At 63.1% G+C, this 22,349-nt stretch carries 20 protein-coding genes; 10 read left to right on the top strand and 10 right to left on the bottom strand.

Annotated elements, in window-relative coordinates; translation table 11 throughout:
* The first annotated feature begins 26 nt into the window (after positions 1-26).
* From ACN9MZ_RS27490 to ACN9MZ_RS27480, 3 genes are read left to right on the top strand one after another with little or no spacing between them, the layout of a single operon-like run.
* Entirely contained in the window at positions 27-1,856 is a 1,830-nt protein-coding gene (locus tag ACN9MZ_RS27490) for an IucA/IucC family protein (protein ID WP_426339970.1), read from the top strand.
* Positions 1,853-3,073: a type III PLP-dependent enzyme gene (locus ACN9MZ_RS27485; RefSeq protein ID WP_426339969.1), complete on the top strand. Its 1,221-nt coding sequence runs from the start codon at positions 1,853-1,855 to the stop codon at positions 3,071-3,073. The genes ACN9MZ_RS27490 and ACN9MZ_RS27485 overlap by 4 nt, the downstream gene beginning before the upstream one ends.
* 39 nt (positions 3,074-3,112) lie before the next feature.
* Positions 3,113-5,179: a TonB-dependent receptor gene (locus ACN9MZ_RS27480; RefSeq protein ID WP_426339968.1), complete on the top strand. Its 2,067-nt coding sequence runs from the start codon at positions 3,113-3,115 to the stop codon at positions 5,177-5,179.
* Position 5,180: 1 nt separating this feature from the next.
* Here the strand turns inward: ACN9MZ_RS27480 and ACN9MZ_RS27475 are convergent, their stop codons facing one another.
* Positions 5,181-5,771 carry a hypothetical protein gene (locus tag ACN9MZ_RS27475; RefSeq protein ID WP_426339967.1) on the bottom strand — a complete coding sequence of 197 codons (591 nt, stop codon included), beginning with the start codon at positions 5,769-5,771 and terminating at the stop codon, positions 5,181-5,183.
* 161 nt (positions 5,772-5,932) lie between these two features.
* Between ACN9MZ_RS27475 and ACN9MZ_RS27470 the strand changes: the two genes are divergently transcribed.
* Positions 5,933-6,652: a sterol desaturase family protein gene (locus ACN9MZ_RS27470; protein WP_426339966.1), complete on the top strand. Its 720-nt coding sequence runs from the start codon at positions 5,933-5,935 to the stop codon at positions 6,650-6,652.
* Here the strand turns inward: ACN9MZ_RS27470 and ACN9MZ_RS27465 are convergent, their stop codons facing one another.
* Positions 6,653-7,567 (bottom strand): cyclase family protein, encoded by a 915-nt coding sequence (locus ACN9MZ_RS27465; RefSeq protein WP_426342962.1) that lies wholly within the window; start codon positions 7,565-7,567, stop codon positions 6,653-6,655.
* A 149-nt stretch (positions 7,568-7,716) separates the two neighbouring features.
* On the opposite strand from ACN9MZ_RS27465, the gene ACN9MZ_RS27460 reads away from it, so the two are divergent.
* Both ACN9MZ_RS27460 and ACN9MZ_RS27455 read left to right on the top strand, forming a co-directional pair.
* The gene (locus ACN9MZ_RS27460; protein WP_426339965.1) at positions 7,717-8,610 is read left to right on the top strand and encodes a LysR substrate-binding domain-containing protein; all 894 of its coding nucleotides are present in this window, start codon (positions 7,717-7,719) and stop codon (positions 8,608-8,610) included.
* A 48-nt stretch (positions 8,611-8,658) separates the two neighbouring features.
* Positions 8,659-9,123 carry a hypothetical protein gene (locus ACN9MZ_RS27455; RefSeq protein WP_426339964.1) on the top strand — a complete coding sequence of 155 codons (465 nt, stop codon included), beginning with the start codon at positions 8,659-8,661 and terminating at the stop codon, positions 9,121-9,123.
* Position 9,124: 1 nt separating this feature from the next.
* On the opposite strand, the gene ACN9MZ_RS27450 is transcribed toward ACN9MZ_RS27455, so the two are convergent.
* The 8 genes from ACN9MZ_RS27450 to ACN9MZ_RS27415 form a co-directional block, all read right to left on the bottom strand.
* Entirely contained in the window at positions 9,125-10,339 is a 1,215-nt protein-coding gene (locus tag ACN9MZ_RS27450) for a 6-phosphofructokinase (RefSeq protein WP_426339963.1), read from the bottom strand.
* 42 nt (positions 10,340-10,381) lie between these two features.
* Positions 10,382-12,361 (bottom strand): alpha/beta hydrolase family protein, encoded by a 1,980-nt coding sequence (locus ACN9MZ_RS27445; protein ID WP_426339962.1) that lies wholly within the window; start codon positions 12,359-12,361, stop codon positions 10,382-10,384.
* Between the two features lie 123 nt (positions 12,362-12,484).
* Positions 12,485-13,468, bottom strand: a complete 984-nt coding sequence (locus ACN9MZ_RS27440) for an alpha/beta hydrolase family protein (RefSeq protein ID WP_426339961.1) — start codon at positions 13,466-13,468, stop codon at positions 12,485-12,487.
* Positions 13,393-14,118, bottom strand: a complete 726-nt coding sequence (locus ACN9MZ_RS27435) for a hypothetical protein (RefSeq protein WP_426339960.1) — start codon at positions 14,116-14,118, stop codon at positions 13,393-13,395. Before ACN9MZ_RS27435 ends, ACN9MZ_RS27440 begins: the two co-directional genes overlap by 76 nt.
* Positions 14,119-14,141: 23 nt before the next feature.
* Complete coding sequence (locus tag ACN9MZ_RS27430) at positions 14,142-16,178, bottom strand: sodium:solute symporter family protein (protein ID WP_426339959.1); 2,037 nt, start codon at positions 16,176-16,178, stop codon at positions 14,142-14,144.
* Positions 16,175-16,432, bottom strand: coding sequence for a DUF4212 domain-containing protein (locus ACN9MZ_RS27425; protein WP_426339958.1), 258 nt, complete (start codon positions 16,430-16,432; stop codon positions 16,175-16,177). The genes ACN9MZ_RS27430 and ACN9MZ_RS27425 overlap by 4 nt, the downstream gene beginning before the upstream one ends.
* The gene (locus ACN9MZ_RS27420; protein ID WP_426339957.1) at positions 16,425-17,984 is read right to left on the bottom strand and encodes a sensor histidine kinase N-terminal domain-containing protein; all 1,560 of its coding nucleotides are present in this window, start codon (positions 17,982-17,984) and stop codon (positions 16,425-16,427) included. The genes ACN9MZ_RS27425 and ACN9MZ_RS27420 overlap by 8 nt, the downstream gene beginning before the upstream one ends.
* Positions 17,939-18,631, bottom strand: a complete 693-nt coding sequence (locus tag ACN9MZ_RS27415) for a response regulator (RefSeq protein WP_426165401.1) — start codon at positions 18,629-18,631, stop codon at positions 17,939-17,941. Before ACN9MZ_RS27415 ends, ACN9MZ_RS27420 begins: the two co-directional genes overlap by 46 nt.
* A gap of 133 nt (positions 18,632-18,764) precedes the next feature.
* Between ACN9MZ_RS27415 and recA the strand changes: the two genes are divergently transcribed.
* From recA to sucC, 4 genes are all read left to right on the top strand, one after another.
* Positions 18,765-19,844, top strand: coding sequence for a recombinase RecA (gene recA / locus ACN9MZ_RS27410; protein WP_426339956.1), 1,080 nt, complete (start codon positions 18,765-18,767; stop codon positions 19,842-19,844).
* A 117-nt stretch (positions 19,845-19,961) separates the two neighbouring features.
* Entirely contained in the window at positions 19,962-20,420 is a 459-nt protein-coding gene (gene recX, locus ACN9MZ_RS27405) for a recombination regulator RecX (RefSeq protein ID WP_426339955.1), read from the top strand.
* Between the two features lie 128 nt (positions 20,421-20,548).
* Positions 20,549-21,115: a DUF2889 domain-containing protein gene (locus tag ACN9MZ_RS27400; protein ID WP_426165395.1), complete on the top strand. Its 567-nt coding sequence runs from the start codon at positions 20,549-20,551 to the stop codon at positions 21,113-21,115.
* Positions 21,116-21,173: 58 nt separating this feature from the next.
* Complete coding sequence (sucC, locus tag ACN9MZ_RS27395; protein ID WP_426339954.1) at positions 21,174-22,340, top strand: ADP-forming succinate--CoA ligase subunit beta; 1,167 nt, start codon at positions 21,174-21,176, stop codon at positions 22,338-22,340.
* Positions 22,341-22,349: the final 9 nt, after the last annotated feature.

Genomic DNA, 22,349 nt, shown 5'->3' with positions numbered 1-22,349 from the left:
AGCCATCACATGCTTGGAGAAATTTCATGTCGACATCAGCTTTGCACCGTAGTCCGAATATGTCGGCGGCGTACTGCGCCGCCAGCCAGCGCAGCCTGGAAACCCTGTTGAACTGCTATTGCCGCGAAGTGGCCATCCCGGAAGGGCACGCTAGCGTCGGCCCGCTGTTCGGCCAGAACGACTGGCCGCTCGCCCTGCGTTGCGCGCTGGCCACCGGCCAGGCCCTGCACATCGTGTTGCCGCGTCTCGATAGCCGCGTCGTGGTCGCCGTGCAGGACGACTCGCCAACCGCCAACTATCGCTACCTGTCCGCGCTGTATTGCAAGAGCGCCGGCCAGCCGTGGGCCTTGCTGGACTGGCGCATGCTGGCGGACCTGATCATCCGCGACCTCGCGGCCAAGACCGGCCAGCCATACAACCACGAATTGCTGGCGCAGATCGAAGACAGCGTGCAGGTCACCACGGCCATCCTGGAAGCGCCATGGCCAAACGCGATGCCGTCCGATCCGCTGGCGGCTTACCTGGATTCCGAACAGTCGCTGACCTACGGCCATCCCTTCCATCCCGCGCCCAAGAGCAGGCAAGGCTTCAGCGCGGACGATTTGCGCCGCTATTCGCCGGAACTGCGCGGCGGCTTCCCGCTGCACTATTTCGCCGTGCAGCGCGACGCCGTGCTGCAGCAGTCGACCCTGGCGCAATCCTGCGGCGACATCCTGGCCGCCCAGGCGCCGCAAGGAGTGGTGGCCGGTGATGACTACCTGCTGGTTCCAGCCCACCCTTGGCAGGCGCGCTGGCTGCTGGAAAAGCCGCTGATCGCCGCCGCCATGCGCGACGGCCGTATCCGTCACCTCGGGGCGCAGGGCGAGCTGTATTACCCGACCTCCTCGGTACGCACCCTGTACCAGCCCGGCAACCCGTATTTCTACAAATTCTCGCTGCATGTGCGCCTGACCAATTGCGTGCGCAAGAACGCGGTGTACGAGCTGGAAGGCGCGTTGCAGGTGAACCGCATCATGAACGGCGTGATTCCGGAACTGAGGGAGCGCTTCCCTGGCGCCGCCATCATGCCGGAACCGGCCTTCCTGTCGGTCGACCTGCGCGACGGCGACGCCGATGCCAACCGCGAAATCACTGAAGGCTTTGGCCTGATCTTGCGCGGTAATTTCGACCAGCACAACCTGCTGCCGGGCGCCGTGCCCCTGCTGGCCGGCGCCTTGTTCGGCAACCACGTGCTGGGCGAGGCACGCCTGTCGGCTCTGCTGCGCCAGATCGCCGAGCGTGAGCGCATGGCGCCGGAGGCGGTGGTCGTCGAGTGGTTCTCGCGTTATGTGCAACAGATGATGTATCCAGTGCTGCATTGCTACTTCGCGCACGGCGTCGTATTCGAGCCGCACCTGCAGAACGTAGTGATCGGGCTGGTCGAGGATTGGCCGGCGCAGGCCTTCCTGCGCGATTTCGAAGGCGTCAAGCTGGTGCAGGAAGAGTGGGGCGCAGCCCGCCTGTCCGGCGTCAGCCAGCGCGCGCAGGCAGCGCTGCAGTACGACCGCGAGCGCGGCTGGAAGCGCATCGCCTACTGCCTGTTCGTCAACAATTTTTGCGAAGCGATCCACCAGCTGGCCGCCGGCAATCCGGCCTTGCAGCAAAGGCTGTGGGCGCTGGTACGCCATCACCTGCAACAATACCAGCACCTGCACGGCACGGCCGAATCCGCCGCGCGCATCGCATCGGTGCTCGGCGGCGAACCGCTGCCGGCCAAGGGCAACCTGTGCAACCGCTTCCTCAAGCAGGCCGACCGCGCGGCCGACTACGCGCCCTTTGCCAATCCGCTGGCTGCCTTCAAGGAGCAATTGGCATGAGGCTCGACTGGGACCGCGCGATCGCGGCGGCGCAGCAGGCGCACGCCGGCTCGGATGAACCGCTGTGCGCCTTCATCTACGACTTGCCGGCGCTGAAGCGCCACGCGGCGCACTTGCGCGAAGGCTTGCCCGGCCAATGCGACTTTTTCTACGCGATCAAAGCCAATTCGGACGTGCCCCTGCTGCAAACGCTGGCGCCAACCGTCGATGGCTTTGAAGCCTCGTCCGGCGGTGAAATCGCCTGGCTGCGCCAGCATTTTCCGCAGGTGCCGGTGATCTTCAGCGGACCAGGAAAGCTCGATAGCGAACTGGCGCTGGCCTTGCAGCATGGCGCCACGGTGCACGTGGAAAGCCTGCATGAACTGGAGCGCCTGGCCGTGCTGGCCCGCGCCGGCGGCAAGCCGGCATCGATCCTGCTGCGCGTCAATCCGCCCTTGGCCGAGTTGGCGACCACCACCCTGGTGATGGGCGGCAAGCCAACCCAGTTCGGCATCGCCATCGAGCACTTGCCGGTGTGCCTGGAACGCCTGCGGCAAGAGCCGTGCCTGGAGCTGCGCGGCTTCCACTTCCACCTGCTATCGCACCAGCTCGATGCGGACAAACACCTGCAACTGCTGTCGGCCTACCTGCGCCAGACGCGCGAATGGTGCGAGCAGTACGGCTTGCGCATCGAGCATATCAACGTCGGCGGAGGGATCGGGGTCAATTACCGCGAACCGCAGCGCCAGTTCGACTGGCCGCGCTTCAGCACCGGCCTGGCAAGCTTGCTGGCCGAAGAAGCGCGCCGGCATGGCGACGACGTGCCGCGCCTGCGCTTTGAGCTCGGGCGTTTCGTCAGCGCGTTTTGCGGCTACTACGCCACCGAGGTGCTGGACATCAAGGAGTCGGGAGAGCGCGTATTCGCCATCGTGCGCGGCGGCACGCATCACTTCCGCACCCCTTATGCACAGGGCCACAGCCATCCGTTCCGGGTAGTGCCGGTGGCAGACTGGAAACATGCCTATTCGCGTCCCGAAGCCGTGCACCGGCCGGTGACGGTCGCCGGCCAGCTTTGCACGCCCAAAGACGTGCTGGCCAGCGACGCCATGCTCGATCGACTGCGGGTCGGCGACCTGCTGCTGTTCCAGTATGCGGGCGCTTACGCCTGGCACATCTCACACCACGATTTCCTGCGCCATCCGCATCCACAGCATATCTACCTGCAAGAAGATGCGTAGGCCTTAACGATTTTTTAACGTCACATCCGAAGGAAAGTCATGCAACATCGTCGTATTCACCCCCATGTCCTGGCGCTGGCCGCCGCCGCGCTGTGCTCGCAATTTGCCTATGCGGCGGACACCGAACTGCCGATGATCACCGTGCAGACGGCAGCGGCGTCCGATCCGCTGCACGGCACTAGCAGCGCCACCAAGCTCGATGTGCCGCTGCGCGACGTGCCGCAGTCGGTGCAGTTCGTCGACAAAGAGCTGATCCGGGCGCAAGGGGCAGTGGATATGAAAGATGTGCTGCGCAACGTCAGCGGCGTCGCCCTGTCCCAGGGCGAAGGGCGGCGCGACCAGTTCTACATCCGGGGTTTCGACGCCACCCGCGACACCCTGCTTGACGGCATGCGCGACGACAGCCTGTATTTCCGCGACCTGGGCAATGTGGAACGGATCGAGGTGCTTAAAGGCCCGGCCGCGGTGCTGTACGGCCGTGGCTCGGCGGGCGGCGTGATCAACCGCGTCACCAAGAAGCCGGTGAAAACCCCGGTGCGCGAGGTGACGTTGAGCGGCGGCTCGGAGAACTTCCGCCGCATCGACCTGGACCTGGGCGGTGCTGCCGGGGAACAGGCCGCGTTCCGCCTGACCGGCGCCTACGAAGCGGGCGACAACTACCGCGACGTGGTCCACTCCGAGCGTGCAGTGCTGGCGCCATCCATCGCCTGGACGGCGGGGCGCGACACCAGCTTCCTGCTGCAAACCGAATTCCTGCACCAGAACCGCACGCCCGATCGCGGCATCCCTTCGCTGAACGGCGTACCGGCCGATGTCCCGGTTGGCAACTTCTACGGCGAGCGCTATGACTACGCCAGGACGGATGCGCAAAATGCCCGCTTCAATGTCGAACATGCGGTCAACGACAAGCTGGTCCTGCGCAATAACTTCCAGTATTCGAAGCTGAAGCTGGATGCGATCAATACCCGCACCCTGGGCCTGGCCGCAGCCAACACGCAAGTGCGCCGCCAGATCACCTACTTTCCTCAGGACCAGAGCAATTTCCTGAACCAGACCGAAGCGGCGTATCAGCTCGATGCTGGCGGCGTTCGTCACGCCCTGTTAACCGGCGTTGAACTGGGACACCAGAAGTCCGGCCGCCTGGTGCGTGCTGCCGCGACCACGCCGGTCAGCTTGCAGGCGCCGCAGCAGCTTATGGCCATGCCGGACCTGGCCGCGTTGCCGGTCACGATCGACAACGATTTCAAGGCCGATACGGCCGCATGGTATGCGCAGGACCAGGCCTCGTTTAACGAGCAGTGGAAGATGCTCGCTGGCGTACGCTTCGACCGCTTCAAGCAGGAACAGAACGACCGGCGCACCGGCTTGGTCCAGAGCCGCACCGACTCGGTGTGGAGCCCGCGCATCGGCGTGGTTTACCAGCCGGGCCAGGCGCACGCGTTGTACGCAAACCTGAGCCGCTCCTTCCTGCCGGTAGGGAATGACTTCTTCTACGGCGGCAAGGATTTTGCACAGATCAAGCCCGTTGAATCCTTGCAGAAGGAAATTGGCGACAAGAGCGAATGGTTCGGTGGACGCCTGCAGTCGACCGTCGCCCTGTACGAGATCACGCAGCGCAACGTTGCGACCAAAGACCCTTCCGATCCGGCAGGCGTGCGCCAGGTGCAGACCGGGGAACAGCAAAGCCGTGGACTCGAAGTCGACCTGACGGGCAGCCTGGCGCAGGACTGGAAAGTGTTTGCCAATGCCACCGTCAACCATGCCCGCATTACCCAGTCCAACAACTATAAGGTGGACAATCGCCCCGCCAACATTCCCAAGCATGCGGCGGGCTTGTGGTCGAACTATGAGCTGGGCCACGGCTTTTCCATCGGCGCCGGCGCCTTCTACGTGGGAGACCGTTTCGCCGTTGAAGACAATGCGGTGCGCTTGCCGTCCTATGTGCGCCTCGATGCGATGCTTGGCTATAAAGGCAAGAACTGGGAAGCTGGGCTGAACCTGAACAACCTTGCCGACAAGGTGTATTACGAATCGGCCAACAACAACTTCCAGATCCAGCCAGGTGCGCCGCGCAGCGTCATGGCGTACGTGCGCGTGAAGATCTGAGTTATCGACGGGTGAACTCCATGACCCAGTTGGTCTGCCAGCTGGTGCCATCATCCCAGGAGTAGGCTTGCTCCCACCGCGCCTGGCGCTCGCTGCTGCGGGTCCAGGTGAAGCGCACGCGGGCCGTGCGGCCTTTGTAGACTTCTTCGCCTTCGAAGCGTCCCACGCCATCGGCATCGAAACGCCCCACCACCGGCGGCAGCAAGGTGCCGGTGGCGGGATCGAGGCCGCCGTCGCGATTGGTCAGCCAGTAGATGCTCCAGCGCCCGGTCGCCGGATCGAATACGCGCAGGGTCATCGCCACGAAGCCGGGCCGCCAGTCGCCCAGCGGCCGGTATTCGTCGTAGTTGCCGATGCCGGCCGGCAGCGCGTGCACCAAGTTGCTGGCGCTGAAGGTTTCCCAAGCGCTGTCCGGATTGGCGTAATCTGACTGGCGGCGGTTCTGCACCGTCCAGTCGCCGTGCAGGAAGTCGAAAGCATGCCGCGCCCGTTCGATTTCGGCGGCCGCAGGCGCACTTGCTGTCGCCGTGCCGCCGACCGCGCCAGCCGCGCCGCTTGCCGCCAGCGCCAGTGCCCCAATCAGTTTTTTCATGGTTGTCTCCTGTTTGAAAGAGCCATCATGCTAGGCCGCCAACAGGCGAGAACTTGCCCTATATGCCGGCAGTATCTGAATCCGATACCTCGACGGTATTTCGGGGCTCGCGCAAAGCGCTGGCGCGATCATTTCGTTCTTACCAAACGAAAGGACACGCCATGCTCACCACGATCTTCATTGTTTTCGCCGCCTGCTTTGCACTGGAGCGCCTACGACCCGGCTGGAAACTGCCCCGTATCCGCACCTGGCCCGTGCGCGTTCTTGCCATCAACGCCGTGCAGCTTGGCGTCGTGCTGCTGGCCGGCGTGAGCTGGGAACGCTGGGCTTCGCAAGCCTCGCTGCTGCACTTGTCGGACCATGTCGGCCCGGTCGCTGGCGGCCTGCTGGCCTACTTCATCGCCACCTTCGTGTTCTACTGGTGGCACCGTGTGCGCCATGAATCGGACCTCTTGTGGCGCCTGTTCCACCAGATCCACCACAGCCCGCAGCGCATCGAAGTCATCACTTCGTTCTACAAGCATCCCGGCGAAATGATCGTCAACTCGATCATTGGCAGCCTGCTGGTCTATGCCTTTCTTGGCCTGTCGCCGGAAGCCGGCGCGGTCTACACCCTGTGCACCGCGCTCGGCGAATTCTTCTACCACACCAGCGTCACCACGCCGCGCTGGGTCGGCTGGTTCTTCCAGCGCCCCGAGATGCACCGCATCCACCACCAGTACGGCCGCCACAAGAACAACTATGGAGACATCGTGTGGTGGGACATGCTGTTCGGGACCTACGAGAACCCGGAGAAGTTCGAAGCCACCTGCGGCTTCGATCCCGACAAGGAAGAACGCCTGGTGGACATGCTGGCCTACCGCGACGTCCACCAGGAATGATCAGCGCAGCGGCAGCGCGATCGGTCGCATCGGCGCCGCATCCGCACCGCGCAGCTTGAGCGAGGCGCCGATAAAGGCAAACTCATAGACTTTGTCGCGCGCCAGTTCCTCCAGGTTAACCAGCTCCATGATGGGCACCCCATGCTCGGCCAGCAGGTAGGTGTGGACCGGGATGTAGTTGTCCTTGGCCTCGGAAGGGAAGGCCTCGAAGCTCAGGTTGTCCGCGCCCACCACCATCGCGCCGTTCTGCTCCACCAGGAAGCGCGCCGCATCCAGGCCCATGCCGGGCGGGTTCTGCATGAAGGCCTGCGCCTTCTCGAACTGCTGCATGCGCCCGGTGCGGATCAGCACCACATCGCCTTTCTGCAGCGCCACCTTCTGTCGCGCCAGCGCCTCGGCCAGGTCCTTGCCGGTCACGCGGTAGTTATCCGGCAGCATGGATACGCCCTTGGATGCCGCCACGTCGATCAGTACGCCGCGCGCCACGATCGGCGGCAGCTTTTCCGCACCGGCCACTTTCCAGCCCCGGTCGCCCAGGTGTTCGGAAGCCTTGAAGCCGTTCCAGATCTTGCCATTCAGGCCGAAGTGGTTGAGCGCGTCGATATGGGTGCCCATGTGCGCATACATCGAGATGGCGCTGCCCGTGTAGCTGACGTGCTGGTTCATGGCTTTGCCGGTCTCCATCGGGTCCGACAGCACATTGCCGTGCGGCGTATGCGTCATCCACATCAGGTAAGGCGGATCGCCGGCAGCCTGCCAGCTCGGCATGCCGACGAAATAATCCACCGACAGGTCATAGGCGCGGCCGCCCCTGATGCGAGCCAGGACGGCCGCGCTGGAGGCTTGCGTGACCAGGTTCAGTCGCCCGATTTCATCTTGCGGGCCCCAAGGGCTGGTGCCCGGTTCGGCAGCCATGGCATTGGCGGACAGCAGCAGGGCGGCAAGGGCGTTTGCGAGTTTCATCGTGGTTCCTTTGTAAGAAATGTCAGTGAAGCCAGCATATTTGATTCTGCTGCTAAGATAATCGGGCAGTTTTGATAAAGACTTTTTACCCGGGGGATCAAATGGACAAGCTGGCGGCCATGCATGCCTTTCGCCGCGTAGTCGAGCGCGGCAGCTTCAGCAAGGCGGCAGAGGAGTTGGGGCTGTCGCCGGCCGGCATCGGCAAGCAGGTGCGCTGGCTGGAGCAGGGCCTGGACGCCGCACTGCTGTTACGCACCACCCGCACCATGCGCCTGACCGACACCGGCCGTGCCTACTTCCAGGAATGCTGCCGCCTGCTCGACGAGCTGGATGAATTGGAGCGCAGCACCAGCGGCGAGCAGGCTGCAATGCGAGGCCGCGTGCGCATCAACGCCCCGATGTCGCTCAGCCTGGTGGTGCTGCCGCCGCTGCTGGCGCGCTTCATGGACCAGTACCCCGAGATCGACGTCGAGCTCACCATGGCGGACCGCTTGCTTGACGTGGTGGCGGAAGGCTTCGACCTGTCCCTGCGCGTGCGCACCACGCTGCCCGATTCTTCGCTGGTAGTACGCTCCGCCGGCAAGGTGGAGCAATGGCTGTGCGCATCCCCGTCCTACTTGCGCGAAAACGGAACGCCGCAGGTGCCGCACGACCTGCTGGCGCATCGGGCGCTGGCTTTCCGCCTGGCGGAAGCGCCAGGCCTGTGGCGGCTGGAGGGGGACGGCGGCACGGTCGAAATCGAACCGCCAGTGCGCATGTGGCTGGACAACAGCCTGATGCTGGGACAGATGCTGGCGGCCGGGCAGGGCATTGGTTCGCTGCCATCCTTCATTGCCCGGCCCATGCTAGCCCACGGCGCGCTGGAACGCGTCCTGCCGGACTGGCATTTGCAACCGCGCGTGGCCTACATCGTCTACCCCGGCAACCGGCACTTGCAGACCAAGGTGCGTGCCCTGTCCGACTTCCTTGCGGCTGAATTGCCTCCACTGTTCTAGCGTCAAAGGATTTTTGCGATAATCCAGCGGGGAAAAGGCGGTTGCGCCGTGCGCTTCAACTTCCCGTCACATGAAAGGAATTCAATGGGGTTTGATCTAAGAAGTGAATCGGGCGCGGAAACCCGTTACAGCGGCTCGGCCTGGGCAATGCTCCTGAACTTGGGACAGGCGTACGGCTGGCAGCCTGCCGGAACAAGCGCGCCACCAGAAATTGAGGCCGCCGAATGGGAACCCGATGTTTACGACACGAACGATGGACAAACGGTGACCCGGCAAGATGCTGCGAACCTGGCAGAGGCGCTGGAGTCCCTGCTGGCCGATCCCGGCCAGGGCGCGAAACAGGTCGCGCTCAGCCGAGACCTCGACAGGCTCGTTCACAAGCAAATGGTCCAGATACTCGGTGAGGCCAAGGTAGGCCCCTACATGGAGGACCCCAATCCCCTTGTTATCCCCGACGATACGATGCGGGAGTTCATCGAATTTCTGCGCCAGGGTTCTTTCCGAATCGAATAGCTTAGCGCTTGAGGATCTTCGGCACCGGCGCCGGGCGCAGGCGATAGGCGTCCGGCATGCCGGAACCGAGCAAGGGGCGCAGGTACATGCGGAAGGCATCGGTCACGCCGGTGCCTTTCTCGTCAATGAATTCATCTTCCATGGTGCGCGTCTTGCCTGCCACCGCTTCCAGCGGCATCAGCTCATAGTCGACCGAATAGAAGCCGGTGCGCTTGATCGCCACCGAGCCGTTGCGGTCGCCCCACATGGCGAACTGCACGGCCTTCTCGCCCACTTCGCGCGCCTCGCGCTGGTCCACGTCGGACACGCAACCGATGAAGGAGCGCTGCAGGTAGCCGAATGTATCGCCGCGCACGCGCTTGATGCCCAGCTTGTCCTTGATCTCGTCGCACAGCAGGTCGGCCAGCGCGCCGGTGCCGGACAGCTGCACGTTGCCGTGCGCATCGCGCTCCACTTCCTTCGCCAGCAAGGTGGCGATCGGCGCGCAGGATGCATCGTGGATGCCCTCCGACACCGCCACCACGCAGCGCCCGTAGCGCGCGTAAGTGTCCTTGACGTCGGCCAGGAACTGCTCGATCGAGAACACGCGCTCCGGCAGGTAGATCAGGTGAGGCCCATCGTCCGGGAATTTCTTGCCCAGCGCGGAAGCTGCCGTCAGGAAGCCCGCATGGCGGCCCATGACCACGCCCACGTACACGCCCGGCAGCGAGGCGTTATCCAGGTTGGCGCCGGCAAAGGCCTGTGCCACAAAGCGCGCAGCGGAGGGGAAACCCGGCGTGTGGTCATTGCCCACCAGGTCGTTGTCGATGGTCTTGGGGATGTGGATGGCGCGCAGCGGATAGCCGGCAGCCTGCGCCTGCTCGGCCACGATGCGCACGGTATCCGAGGAATCGTTGCCGCCGATGTAGAAGAAGTGTTCGATCTCGTGCGCCTTCAGCACCTTGAAGATCTCTTCGCAATACTTCAGGTCCGGCTTGTCGCGCGTCGAACCGAGGGCGGAGGAGGGCGTGGCCGCGACCAGTTCCAGGTTATGGCTGGTCTCCTGCGTCAGGTCGACGAAGTCCTCGTTGACGATGCCGCGCACGCCGTGCAGCGCACCGTAGATGCGTGTCACGTTGCGGAAGCGGCGCGCTTCGAGCACGACGCCGACCAGCGACTGGTTGATCACGGCGGTCGGACCGCCCCCTTGTGCGACCAGGATTTTGCCAGACGACATCGCGCTGCCTCCTTCGAAGTGAGTGACGGACGAGCCGCCAGCTTACTCCGTTTTTGCTCCCGCGCCGATATGCTTGTCGAGGAATTTCTCGACTCGGCTCCAGAAGTCGAGGCGGGTCTTCAGCGTATGCCAGCCGTGTTGCTCACCCACGTATTCAACGAATTCGGCATCGGCCTTGGCGTCTTCCAATGCGCTGCGCATTTTTTTGAAATGCACGAAGGGCACGCGGCGGTCGTCGCTGCCGTGTGCCATCATCAGAGGGCGCTTGATGCGGGCCACCTGCTTCAGCGGCGATGTGGCAACAAGCTGCGCGGCGTCCTTTTCCAGGTCACCCACCAGCACCGGCACGCCGTGCTTCTTGTAGTCGTCCGGCAGATCGGACAGCAGGGCCATACCGCCGTCATACAGCAGCGGAATGTCGGTGACAGCCAGATAGGAAATCCCGCAGCGGTACAGTTCCGGATCGTTGACCAGTCCCATCAAGGTGGCATAGCCGCCATAGCTGCCGCCCATGATGCAGACGCGATCGGGGTCGGCAATGCCTTTTTCAACGGCCCACTTAACGCTGTCGGCAATATCATCCTGCATTTTCAGGCCCCATTGCTTGAAGCCGGAGGAGAACAGCTTGAGGCCGTAGCCTGTCGAGCCCCTGTATTCCGGTTCCAGCACGGCATAGCCGCGTGAAGCCAGGAACTGGCCGTCGGAATCCCAGCCCCATTCGGTGCCGCGCACATAGGGGCCGCCATGCACCATCACCACCATCGGCAGTTTGCTGCCGCCCTTGGCTGGCTTGGTCAACCAAACCGGGATCTGCATGCCGTCGCGCGCCTTGACCTTGACCAGTTCCTGGCGTCCCATTTCAGCCGGATTGATGTCAGGGTGGCTTGCACCGATTACTTTCAACTGGCCAGTCTTGCTGTTGAACAGCAGATAGGTGTGTGGCTGGCGATCGGAATAGCTCCTTACCAGCAGCCAAGGCACTTCCGGAGTTGCCGGCGGGGTGATGATATTGACCAGGTCGGGCAACCTCTTGTCCACTTCCGCCTGGGCCGTCTTCATGCCGGCATCGAACCAAATGCTGCTGCGCGCCTCGCCAAGATAGTGGATGCCAAGCAGGCGCTTGTTCGAATACACCATGCTGCCGCTGAAGTCGTAGTCGCTCAGCGAAACCAGAGGTTCCGGGTCGACCTTGCCGGTGGACAGGTCCAGGGTGTGCAGAGCCGCCTTGTCTCCTTTCAGGCGGGCCTTGACCAGCATCTGCTCGTCATTGACGAAGCCGACCGGCTCGATGCCGTCTTCCTCGCCGTAAGCTGTAAAGGTGGCCAGGGCGCGCCATTCGCGGCTGGCAGGGGCGCGGTAGTGGAAGGTTTGCTTGCCGTCCTTGAGGGACACCATGATGCTGGGCTCGCCCTTGTGATCCAGCATCCAGTACTTCGCAGCCGCCGGGCGGCTGACAGTAGTCGCTTGCCCGGTCGAAGTGTTCAACCTGATCAGGTCAGTGCGCTCAATGACATGGGAGCGTTCTTTCCATTCGGGGCGGCGGGCATAGATGAACTCCGAATCCTGCGCGCCCCGTTCACTCATCAGAAAAGTATTCCACGGTTCGACATGGCGCGTGATCAGACTGCCGATGACGTACGCGATCCTGTGCTCGGCTAGTTGGCGCTTGTCCGTGCCGTCACGGTTGACGGCCCATAGGCCAGGAGCAAATTCTGTTTCGCCTGCGGTCAGCTTGGAATCGTCCACGTTGTACACCAGGCGGTTGTCGTTGACCCAGCGAATGGCGGCGATATCGTAACCGGCAAGGCGCGTGCCGCCGACAACGGCTTGGGTTTCGCTGTCGATGACCACCATGCCGTCGCGCAGCGTGTTATCGCCGATACGAAGTGCTACATAGCGGCCGCTCGGCGAGATGGCGGCGTCCTTGAAATGGGCCGGTTCGAAGAATTGCTGCAGCGGCGGGGCCGCGTGCGCCAGGCCGCCGACGGCGGCCAGGGACAGAAGAAAATGCTTGATCATCATGCTTGCTGCCAATACTGTTGTGGGAAATGTATGTTACTGGAATGGCAAGCTTTGAAAACTAGCCAAATGTAACTTTCGCCTTGACGCGCGGCGGGCGAACCGGGTCCGCCACGGCTTGCCCGACTATTTCTGGCCGATATGCTTGTCGAGGAATTTCTCGACCCGGCTCCAAAAGTCGAGGCGGGTCTTCAGCGTGCTCCAGCCATGGCCTTCGCCGGCATACTCGACGAACTCGGCGTCGGCCTTGGCGCTTTCCAGGGCGCTGCGCATTTTCCTGAAATGCGGCACCGGCACGCGATGGTCGTCGCTGCCATGCGCCAGCAGCAGAGGACGCTTGATGCGGGCCGCCTGCTTCAGCGGCGAGGTGGCGACGAACTGCGCGGCATCCTTTCCCAGGTCGCCCACCAGCACCGGTACGCCGTATTCCTTGTAATCGTCCGGCAGGCCGGACAGCACGGCCATGCCGCTGTCATACAGCAGGGGAATGTCGGTGACGGCCGCATAAGCAATGCCGCAGCGGTACAGGCCCGGGTCGTTGACCAGGCCCATCAGGGTCGCATAGCCGCCGTAGCTGCCGCCCATGATGCACACGCGGTCGGGATCGGCAATGCCCTTGTCCACCGCCCACTTGACGCTGTCGGCGATGTCGTCCTGCATCTTCAGCCCCCACTGCTTCATGCCGGCGGAGAAGAGCTTGAAGCCAAAACCGGCCGACCCCCTGAATTCAGGTTCCAGCACGGCATAGCCGCGCGAAGCGATGAACTGGCCGCCGGCGTCCCAGCCCCACACATTGCCGCGCAAATAAGGCCCTCCGTGCACCCTCACCACCAGCGGCAGCTTCTTGCCGCCCTTGGCCGGCAATGTCAGCCAGGCCGGGATCTCCAGCCCGTCGCGGGCGCGGTACTTGACGATGTCCTGTGAGCCCATTTCGGCGGCCCTGATGTCCGGGTGCGTGCCACCCAGGCCTTTGACTTCACGGGTGTCGCTGTTGTATAGGGAATAGAAGCGCGGCTGGCGGTCCGAGTAGCTGGCTACCAGCGTCCAGGCACTGTCCGGGTGCGTTCGCGGAGTGATGATGTTGACCAGGCCAGCCAATTGGCGATCCACTTCTTCTCGCCGCCAGTGTCGCGGTAATGGATGGTCTCATTGCCTTCTTTCGATGAAACCATGATCGTCGGCACGCCCTTGTGGTCCAGCATCCAGCCCTGCGATATGCCTGGATGGGACAGCACGCTGGATTGGCCGCTCGCGGTGTCGAGCTTGACCAGCTCGGTACGCTCGATGTCGTAGCCGGCCTTTGCCGTCCAGATCGGGCGCTCGACGTAGATGATGTTGGAATCCTGGGCGCCATCCTCATCCATCAGGTAAGTATTCCATGGCTCCAGGCGCGACTTGATATGCGAACCTGTGCTTTGATTGCCGCCGTGGTGTTCAGCCAGCTGGCGCGTTTCCTTGCCGTCGCGGCTCATGGCATAGAGTCCCGGGGCAACGCGACGGTCCCCCGGCGCCGCGTCTTTGTCCGTGACGGTGTAGACCAGGCGCTCATCGTTGACCCAGCGGATGTGGCCAACGTCGTATTCGGCCAGCCGTTTGGTGCTCACCACTTGCAAAGTGTCGGTATCGATCACCGCCAGCGAATCGCGGGCCTCGTTGCTGCCGACGCGCAGCGCCAGGTAGCGGCCGCTCGGCGAGAGCCGGGCTTCCTTGTAGCGCGCCGCTTCGAAGAAATGCAGGGCTGGCGGCGCAGCCTGGGCCAAGCCGGCGACGGTAGCCAGTCCGGCTATTCTGGCGCGCGGATGTGGCGTACAAGCGACAGGGTGCGTGCATCCGGCGCCGGCGTCAGCAGGCTGACTGCCACCAGCGCTGCCAGCCCGGCCGGTACGCCGAATACACCGGCCGAATTGGCGGCGATGCCGAACCACTGCCCACTAAGGCTACCGCCCAAGACCGGGTTGGCATGCAGCATGTAGTACAGGCAGGTGAAGAAGCCTGCCACCATCGCGGCTATCGCGCCCTGATGGTTGGCGCGCTGCCAGAATACGCCGGCCACCAGGGCCGGGAACAGCGTCGATGCCGCCAGCGAGAAGGCGGCGCCTACCAGGGACAGGATGTCGCCCGGCTTGGTGGAGGCGGCATAGGCGGCGATGAAGGCCACCGCCAGCAACAGCAGCTTGGAAATCGTCACCCGTTTCTGCGTCGAGGCCTGTGGGTCGACGATCTTGTAATACACGTCATGCGACAGGGCGTTGGAGATTGCCAGCAGCAGGCCGTCCGCGGTGGATAGCGCCGCAGCCAGGCCCCCTGCCGCCACCAGTCCCGATATCACGTAGGGCAAGCCGGCTATCTCCGGTGTGGCCAGCACCAGCACGTCGCTGTCGATCTGGATTTCGGCCAGCTGCACGATGCCGTCCAGGTTGACGTCGCTGATCGACAGCAGCGGGTTGGCCTTGTCCACATTGGCCCAGTATGACACCCAGGTTGGCAAGTGCGCGAAATCGCTGCCCACCAGGGAACTGTAGATGTCGTATTTGACCAGCACTGCCAGGGCCGGGATGGTCAGGTACACCAGCAGGATGAAGAACAGGGTCCAGAACACCGACACCCGGGTTTCCTGCACCGACGGGGTGGTGTAGGAGCGCATCAGGATGTGCGGCAGGGCAGCCGTGCCGACCATCAGGCAGAACACCAGCGCCAGGAAGTTGTTGCGCTTCTGGTCCGACTGCTCGCGGTTGGCGCCGGGGAAGGGCTCGGCATGTTTCACCAGTTCGCGTCCGCGCGCCAGGTTGTAGTTGCGCTGTGCCGTCCACACGGCAGCCGCATCTTCCACGGTCTTGGGATAGTCGGCCAGCGCCCGTTCGGCGGCGCGGATTTCTAGCAGCGAGCCATTGCGCTGCTTGACCATGTCCAGGTTGTGCTGCGCCTCGACCCGGCCGGAATCCCAGGAGGCAGGCAAGCCATGCAGGCGTACGCCGAAATCTTCGGCGCGCTGCAGGAACACTTCGCGCACCTCGGCCTCTTTTTCGTCGCGCGCCAGCTGCGTTTCGCGTGCACTGAGCTTGGGCAGCAACTTGCCGTAGGCGACTTGCGGCACCGGGTTGCCGCCGTGCTTGACCGCCAGCCACATGGCCGGCATCAGGAAGGCCACCAGGATGATGATGTACTGCGCCACCTGCGTCCAGGTAATGGCCCGCATGCCGCCCAGGAAGGAGCACACCAGGATCGACGCCAGGCCGAGGAAGATGCCGACCGAGAAATCGACGCCGGTAAAGCGCGAAGCGATCAATCCCACCGCGTAGATCTGCGCCACCACGTAAGTGAAGGAAACGACGATGGTGGCGCCGACAGCCATCAACCTTACCGCGCGGCCGTGGAATCCACCGCCATAGCGCGCCGCAAAGAAATCGGGAATGGTGTATTGGCCGAACTTGCGCAGGTAGGGGCCGATCAGCAGCGCCACCAGGCAGTAGCCGCCTGTCCAGCCCATGATGTAAGCCAGGCCGTCGAAACCATGCAGGTACAGGCCACCGGCCAGTGAGATGAAGGATGCGGCGGAGATCCAGTCGGCCGCCGTGGCCATGCCGTTGAACAGCGAAGGCACGCGCCGCCCCGCCACGTAATACTCCGCCACGTTCGAAGTGCGGCTGATCACGCCGATCGCCGCGTACAAGACGATGGTGGCAAACATGAACAGGTAGCCGATCCACAGCCGCGGCATGCCTTCCTGTTCCAGCATCGCCAGCGCGAGCAGGAACATGGCGAAGCAGCTGGTGAAGATCGTGTAATAGCGCTGCAGCTTGCGGAAGAAGGGCGTCCTCATGCCTGGTCCTCGCCAGCGTTGCGGTATAGCCGCTCCAGCGCGCGCATGCGCCATGCGTAGAAGCCGATGATGGCCAGGTAGATCAGCGAAGCGCCTTGCGCCGCCAGGTAGAACGACAGCGGCCAGCCGAAGATCGACAGGCCGCTCAATTCGCGCGCAAAGAAAATGATGCAGAACGTGGCGAGCAGCCAGGTGGCGAGCAGCCAGGCGGTCATGCGGTTTACGCGGCGCCAGTGCCGCTCGAGCTTATCCAAAATGCGGTACCTCTTCTTCTTCGGGCGGCGTGTCCGGCACGCGCAGCGGGAACGTCACGCGGAACAGGCAGCCCGGGTATTTCGGGTCGGTGGTGCGCGGGTTGGCGAACAGGTCGACTTCCGCATCGTGCTGCTGCGCTACTTCGCGCACAATCGGCAGGCCCAGGCCGGAACCCTCGGTGTTGCTGCCCAGGATGCGGTAGAAGCGCTCGAACACATGGCCGCGCTCCGCTGCCGGGATGCCGGGGCCGTTGTCTTCCACTTCAAGCAGGGCATGCCTGCCTGTGCGGCGCACGCGGACCGTAACGGCGCTGCCGCGCGGCGTGTAGCGCAAGGCATTGTCGATCAGGTTGGACAGCATCTCGCGCAGCATCATGGCGTTGCCGGAAATCGGCACGTCCTCGGGCGGCGGTTCGTAGCCAAGGTCGATGCCGTAGTTGAAGGACGCCTGCACCCAGTCATGCACCGTGCTGCGCGCCACTTCGCCCAGCTCCAGCGGCTCCATCGCGGTGCCGGCCTGCGGCTGGTTCTCGGCGCGTGCCAGTGCCAGCAGCTGGTTGACCAGGCGGGTGGCCGCCTGCGACGACTTGGCCAGCTGTTCCAGCGAACGGTGCACCTCGGCCTGGTCGGTCTGGCGCAGCGCCAGTTCCGATTGGGTGCGCATGCCGGCCAGCGGGGTTTTCATCTGGTGCGCAGCGTCGGCGATGAAGCGCTTTTGCGAATCGATCGACAGTTTGAGGCGCTCCAGCATTTCATTGAGCGACTTGACCAGCGGCGTGATTTCTTCCGGTACCTGGCGCGGCGGGATCGGGCTCAGGTCGTCCGACGGGCGGGCGCGGATGCGCTCCTGCAGTTCACGCAGCGGCAGCAGCCCGCGCGACAGGGCAAACCATACCAGGGCCAGCACGATCGGCAGGATGATGAACTGCGGCAGGATCACGCCCTTGATGATTTCATTGGCCAGCTTGGCGCGCTTTTCCAGCGTTTCGCCGACCTGCACCAGGGCCAGGCGCGGCGGCTGCGCCTTGTCTTCTTCCAGGTTGACCCAGGTCCAGGCGATGCGGATCGGCGTGCCGTGCAGGGTGGCGTTGCGGAACAGGACGGCGCCGGCGCGGATGTCCTGCAGCTCGGGATCCTGCTTCGGCGGCGGCGGCAGGTCGCGGTCGCCGTCGACGTGGGCGCCGGACGGGCTGCTGACCTGGTAATAGATATTGTCCACGTCGTCGGCACGCAGGATGTCGCGCGCCGGGCCGGGCAGGCGCGGAATCGCGCCGGCCACCTCGCGCACCTGCTGCGTGAGCACGGTGACGGTGTCTTCCAGCGCATGGTCGAAGGGCTGGTTGGCGATCGATTTGGCCACCAGGTAGGTGATGGCGATGCTCATTGGCCACAGCAGCAGCAGGGGAGCGAGCATCCAGTCGAGGATCTCGCCGAACAGCGAGTGCTGGATCTCGTTCTCTTCGGCGGCCGGGGCGTGCTCCCAGTCGGCGGCCTGCTGCTCGCCGTTCACGGTGCGGCCGGCGGTTGCGGCGGGTTGAATTTCTCCAGGCAATAGCCGAGGCCGCGCACGGTGGCGATGCGGATGCCGCCCACTTCAATCTTCTTGCGCAGGCGGTGCACATAGACCTCGATGGCGTTGTTGCTGACCTCTTCGCCCCATTCGCACAGGTGGTCCACCAGCTGCTCTTTCGACACCAGGCGCCCGGTGCGCGCCAGCAGGATTTCCAGCAGGCCCAGTTCACGCGCCGACAGGTCCAGCATCTGCTCGTTGATATAGGCGCTGCGCCCGACCTGGTCGTAGGTAAGGGGGCCGTGCTTGACGACAGTGGAGCCGCCGCCCTGGCCGCGCCGGGTCAGCGCCCGCACCCGCGCCTCCAGCTCGGACAGCGCGAACGGCTTGGCCATGTAATCGTCGGCGCCCAGGTCGAGGCCGTTGACCCGCTGTTCCACTGAATCGGCCGCGGTCAGGATCAGCACCGGCAGCAGCGAGCCGCGGGTGCGCAGGCGGCGCAGCACTTCCAGGCCGGACATCTTGGGCAGGCCCAGGTCCAGGATCAGCAGGTCGAATTCCTGGGTGGACAGGGCGGTGTCCGCCTCCTGCCCGTTTTTTACGCAGTCGATCGCATAGCCGGACTGGCGCAGGGAACGCGTCAGGCCGTCGGCGAGGACGCTGTCATCTTCGGCTAATAGGATACGCATAGGGCTACTGTACTCCAGCCGTTTGACTTTTCGCAAAGTTTGCAAAAAGGGGCTTGTCAAAAGCACTGTAATTTTATACAGTACCACCTGTACACCGTAGTGACCCAATTCATTTAGCCCGCGAAAGAACATCATGGACGACAAAAAAGGCGCAGTACCTGCATCGGAAAAAGCCAAGGCCCTGGCGGCTGCACTGGCCCAGATTGAAAAGCAGTTTGGCAAAGGCTCCGTGATGCGCATGGACGCATCGGCCCCGATCGAGGAAGTGCAGACTGTCTCCACCGGTTCCCTGGGCCTGGACATCGCGCTGGGCGTAGGCGGCCTGCCACGCGGCCGTGTAGTGGAAATCTACGGTCCTGAATCTTCCGGTAAAACCACCCTGACCCTGCAAGCCATCGCTGAAATGCAGAAAATGGGCGGCACCTGCGCCTTCATCGACGCGGAACATGCGCTGGACGTGGTGTATGCCCAGAAACTGGGCGTGAACCTGCACGAGCTGCTGATCTCCCAGCCGGACACCGGCGAACAGGCCCTGGAAATCTGCGACGCGCTGGTGCGCTCCGGTTCCGTGGACCTGATCGTGGTCGACTCGGTTGCCGCGCTAACCCCGAAAGCCGAAATCGAAGGCGATATGGGCGATTCCCTGCCGGGCCTGCAGGCGCGACTGATGTCCCAGGCGTTGCGCAAGCTGACCGGCACCATCAATCGCACCAACACCCTGGTGATCTTCATTAACCAGATCCGCATGAAGATCGGCGTGATGTTCGGCTCGCCGGAAACCACCACCGGCGGCAATGCCCTGAAGTTTTACGCCTCCGTGCGCCTCGACATCCGCCGTACCGGCTCGATCAAGTCGGGCGACGAGGTGATCGGTAACGAGACCAAGGTCAAGGTGGTCAAGAACAAGATTGCGCCGCCGTTCAAGGAAGCCCACTTCGACATCCTGTATGGCGAAGGCACTTCGCGCGAAGGCGAGATCATCGACCTGGGCGTGGACGCCAAGATCGTCGAGAAGTCGGGTTCCTGGTACAGCTACGGCGGCGAACGTATCGGCCAGGGCAAGGACAATGCCCGTTCCTTCCTCAAGGAGCGTCCGGCACTGGCGCGTGAAATCGAGAACAAGGTGCGTGCGGCACTGGGCGTGCGCGAGCTGCCGGCCGTGACTGATGTTGGCGAAGAAGCGCCTGCGCCTAAGCTGAAGGCGGTCGACTAAAACCGGTAAACCAGGGTCTGACCCAAGGGTCAGACCCGCCAGATCATCGGCCTGCGACTTCGGCACAGACGGGTCTGACCCTTGGGTCAGACCCAGATTTACCGTTTTTAAGAAAGCATGCCCCTCCCCAAACCCACCCTCAAAGCCCGTGCCCTCCGCCTGCTCAGCCAGCGCGAGCACAGCCGCCTCGAACTCGCCCGCAAGCTGCAACGCCACGCGGAAGAGGGCGACGACGTCGAAGCCCTGCTGAATTTCCTCGAACAAAACAAATGGCTCTCTGAAGAGCGCTTTTCCGAAAACCTGGTGCACCGCCGCTCCGCCCGCTACGGCAACAGCCGCATCGTGGCCGAACTGCAGCATCACGGCATCGGCGGCGAGATGCTGGCCGAGGTCAAGGAAAGCCTGAAAGAAGACGAAGTCGAGCGCTGCTGCGAAGTCTGGCGCCGCAAATTCGGCGAAGTCGCCGCAGATCCCGAAGGCCGCCAGAAACAATTGCGCTTCCTCATGTCGCGCGGCTTCTCGCAGAAAGCCATCCGTACCGCCATGAAGGGCACCATGCCCGACGAGGAATTCTGATGCCCGGGCAGGTATGCTACACTTCGATAGTTTTATGCAGCACCGCGGGTGCGGTGGTTGTCCGTAGAAGCTGCGGCGTACTGTTTAGCTGCTTATAATTTTGGCCACTTTTGAGTGGCATCGGTCTTATGTCCCTGTCAAATCCTGTCTCCCGACGAGCGCTGCGGCACACGCGCGCCATAGACATCCAGGCGTATTCACGCGAGGATGGCCTGTGGGATCTTGACGCCCATATCACGGACATTAAATCCTTCGACACCATGCTGGCATCGGGCCCGCGCAAGGGCAACGAAGCCCTGCACGACCTGTGGCTGCGCGTGACCGTCGATAAGCAGCTGACCATCGTCGATGCCGAAGCAAGTTCGGACGCTGTTCCCTATCCTGGCCATTGCAACACGATCGGCCCCGCCTACAAAGCCCTGATCGGCCTGAACCTGATGAAGGGTTTTCGCCATGCAGTCAAGGAAAGGCTGGCCGGCGTACAAGGCTGTACCCATCTGACAGAATTGGCCCTGGTGCTGCCGACGGCAGCCGTGCAAGCCTTTGCCAACGATGTCTGGCCAGTGAACGAGCGCTCCAGCACTGCGACAGAAAAACCGTTCCAACTTGACAAGTGCCACGCTCTCAAGACCGATGGCGGGGCAGTTGCCGAGTTCTACCCACGCTGGTATGTCAACAAGACAGAAGCAGCCTAGGTGCTGTACAAAATACATCTAACCAACAAACAGGTATTCGAAAGAAGGGAAAGCCAGCATGAAAATCCATGAGTATCAAGGCAAAGAAATCCTCCGAAAGTTCGGAGTGACCGTACCGCGCGGTATTCCGTGCATGTCCGTGGAAGAGGCAGTGAAAGCTGCTGAAACCCTGGGCGGCCCAGTGTGGGTCGTGAAGGCACAGATCCATGCAGGTGGCCGTGGTAAAGGCGGCGGCGTGAAGGTTGCCAAGACCATGGAACAGGTGAAAGAGTACGCCGACCAGATCATGGGCATGCAGCTGGTGACCCACCAGACCGGCCCTGAAGGCCAGAAAGTCCGTCGCCTGCTGATCGAAGAAGGCGCCGACATCAAGAAAGAACTGTACGTTTCCCTGGTGACCGACCGCGTCACCCAGCGCGTAGTCCTGATGGCTTCCTCCGAAGGCGGCATGGACATCGAAGAAGTCGCAGAATCGCACCCGGAAAAAATCCACTCGATCGCTATCGATCCAGCCGTTGGCCTGACCGACGCCGAAGCCGCCGGCATCGCCGCCAAGATCGGCGTGCCGGAAGGCTCGATCGCCGACGCGGTGACCAACCTGCAAGGCCTGTACAAAGCCTACTGGGAAACCGATGCTTCCCTGGCCGAAATCAACCCGCTGATCCTGACCGGTTCCGGCAAGGTCATCGCCCTGGACGCCAAGTTCAACTTCGACGCCAACGCCCTGTTCCGTCACCCGGAAATCGTGGCTTACCGCGACCTGGACGAAGAAGATCCAGCTGAAGTCGAAGCATCGAAATTCGACCTGGCCTACATCTCCCTGGACGGCAACATCGGCTGCCTGGTGAACGGCGCCGGCCTGGCCATGGCCACCATGGACACCATCAAGCTGTTCGGCGGCGAGCCAGCCAACTTCCTGGACGTGGGCGGTGGCGCAACGGCCGAGAAAGTCACCGAAGCGTTCAAGATCATGCTGAAGAACCCAGGCCTGAAAGCCATCCTGGTGAACATCTTCGGCGGCATCATGCGCTGCGACGTGATCGCCGAAGGCGTGATCACCGCATCCAAAGCCGTGTCCTTGCAAGTACCGCTGGTCGTCCGCATGAAGGGCACCAACGAAGACCTGGGCAAGAAGATGCTGGCCGACTCCGGCCTGCCAATCATCTCCGCTGACACCATGGAAGATGCAGCCAAGAGCGTTGTTGCTGCCGCTGCCGGTAAATAATTAAGGAAT

Origin of the sequence: Pseudoduganella sp. S-14, assembly GCF_049913285.1 — a bacterium.
Taxonomy (GTDB): Bacteria; Pseudomonadota; Gammaproteobacteria; order Burkholderiales; family Burkholderiaceae_D; genus Rugamonas.
The sequence above is the reverse complement of the archived record's forward strand: the minus strand, read 5'-3'. Positions and strand labels throughout refer to the sequence as shown.

What these genes read in the sequence shown, in the direction of transcription:
- ACN9MZ_RS27415 (WP_426165401.1), bottom strand. Translation starts at nt 18,631, where the DNA reads ATGCGTATCCTATTAGCCGAAGATGACAGCGTCCTCGCCGACGGCCTG.
- ACN9MZ_RS27480 (WP_426339968.1), top strand. Translation starts at nt 3,113, where the DNA reads ATGCAACATCGTCGTATTCACCCCCATGTCCTGGCGCTGGCCGCCGCC.
- recX (WP_426339955.1), top strand. Translation starts at nt 19,962, where the DNA reads ATGCCCCTCCCCAAACCCACCCTCAAAGCCCGTGCCCTCCGCCTGCTC.
- ACN9MZ_RS27430 (WP_426339959.1), bottom strand. Translation starts at nt 16,178, where the DNA reads ATGAGGACGCCCTTCTTCCGCAAGCTGCAGCGCTATTACACGATCTTC.
- sucC (WP_426339954.1), top strand. Translation starts at nt 21,174, where the DNA reads ATGAAAATCCATGAGTATCAAGGCAAAGAAATCCTCCGAAAGTTCGGA.
- ACN9MZ_RS27490 (WP_426339970.1), top strand. Translation starts at nt 27, where the DNA reads ATGTCGACATCAGCTTTGCACCGTAGTCCGAATATGTCGGCGGCGTAC.
- ACN9MZ_RS27475 (WP_426339967.1), bottom strand. Translation starts at nt 5,771, where the DNA reads ATGAAAAAACTGATTGGGGCACTGGCGCTGGCGGCAAGCGGCGCGGCT.
- recA (WP_426339956.1), top strand. Translation starts at nt 18,765, where the DNA reads ATGGACGACAAAAAAGGCGCAGTACCTGCATCGGAAAAAGCCAAGGCC.
- ACN9MZ_RS27460 (WP_426339965.1), top strand. Translation starts at nt 7,717, where the DNA reads ATGGACAAGCTGGCGGCCATGCATGCCTTTCGCCGCGTAGTCGAGCGC.
- ACN9MZ_RS27470 (WP_426339966.1), top strand. Translation starts at nt 5,933, where the DNA reads ATGCTCACCACGATCTTCATTGTTTTCGCCGCCTGCTTTGCACTGGAG.
- ACN9MZ_RS27400 (WP_426165395.1), top strand. Translation starts at nt 20,549, where the DNA reads ATGTCCCTGTCAAATCCTGTCTCCCGACGAGCGCTGCGGCACACGCGC.
- ACN9MZ_RS27450 (WP_426339963.1), bottom strand. Translation starts at nt 10,339, where the DNA reads ATGTCGTCTGGCAAAATCCTGGTCGCACAAGGGGGCGGTCCGACCGCC.
- ACN9MZ_RS27465 (WP_426342962.1), bottom strand. Translation starts at nt 7,567, where the DNA reads ATGGCTGCCGAACCGGGCACCAGCCCTTGGGGCCCGCAAGATGAAATC.
- ACN9MZ_RS27445 (WP_426339962.1), bottom strand. Translation starts at nt 12,361, where the DNA reads ATGATGATCAAGCATTTTCTTCTGTCCCTGGCCGCCGTCGGCGGCCTG.
- ACN9MZ_RS27485 (WP_426339969.1), top strand. Translation starts at nt 1,853, where the DNA reads ATGAGGCTCGACTGGGACCGCGCGATCGCGGCGGCGCAGCAGGCGCAC.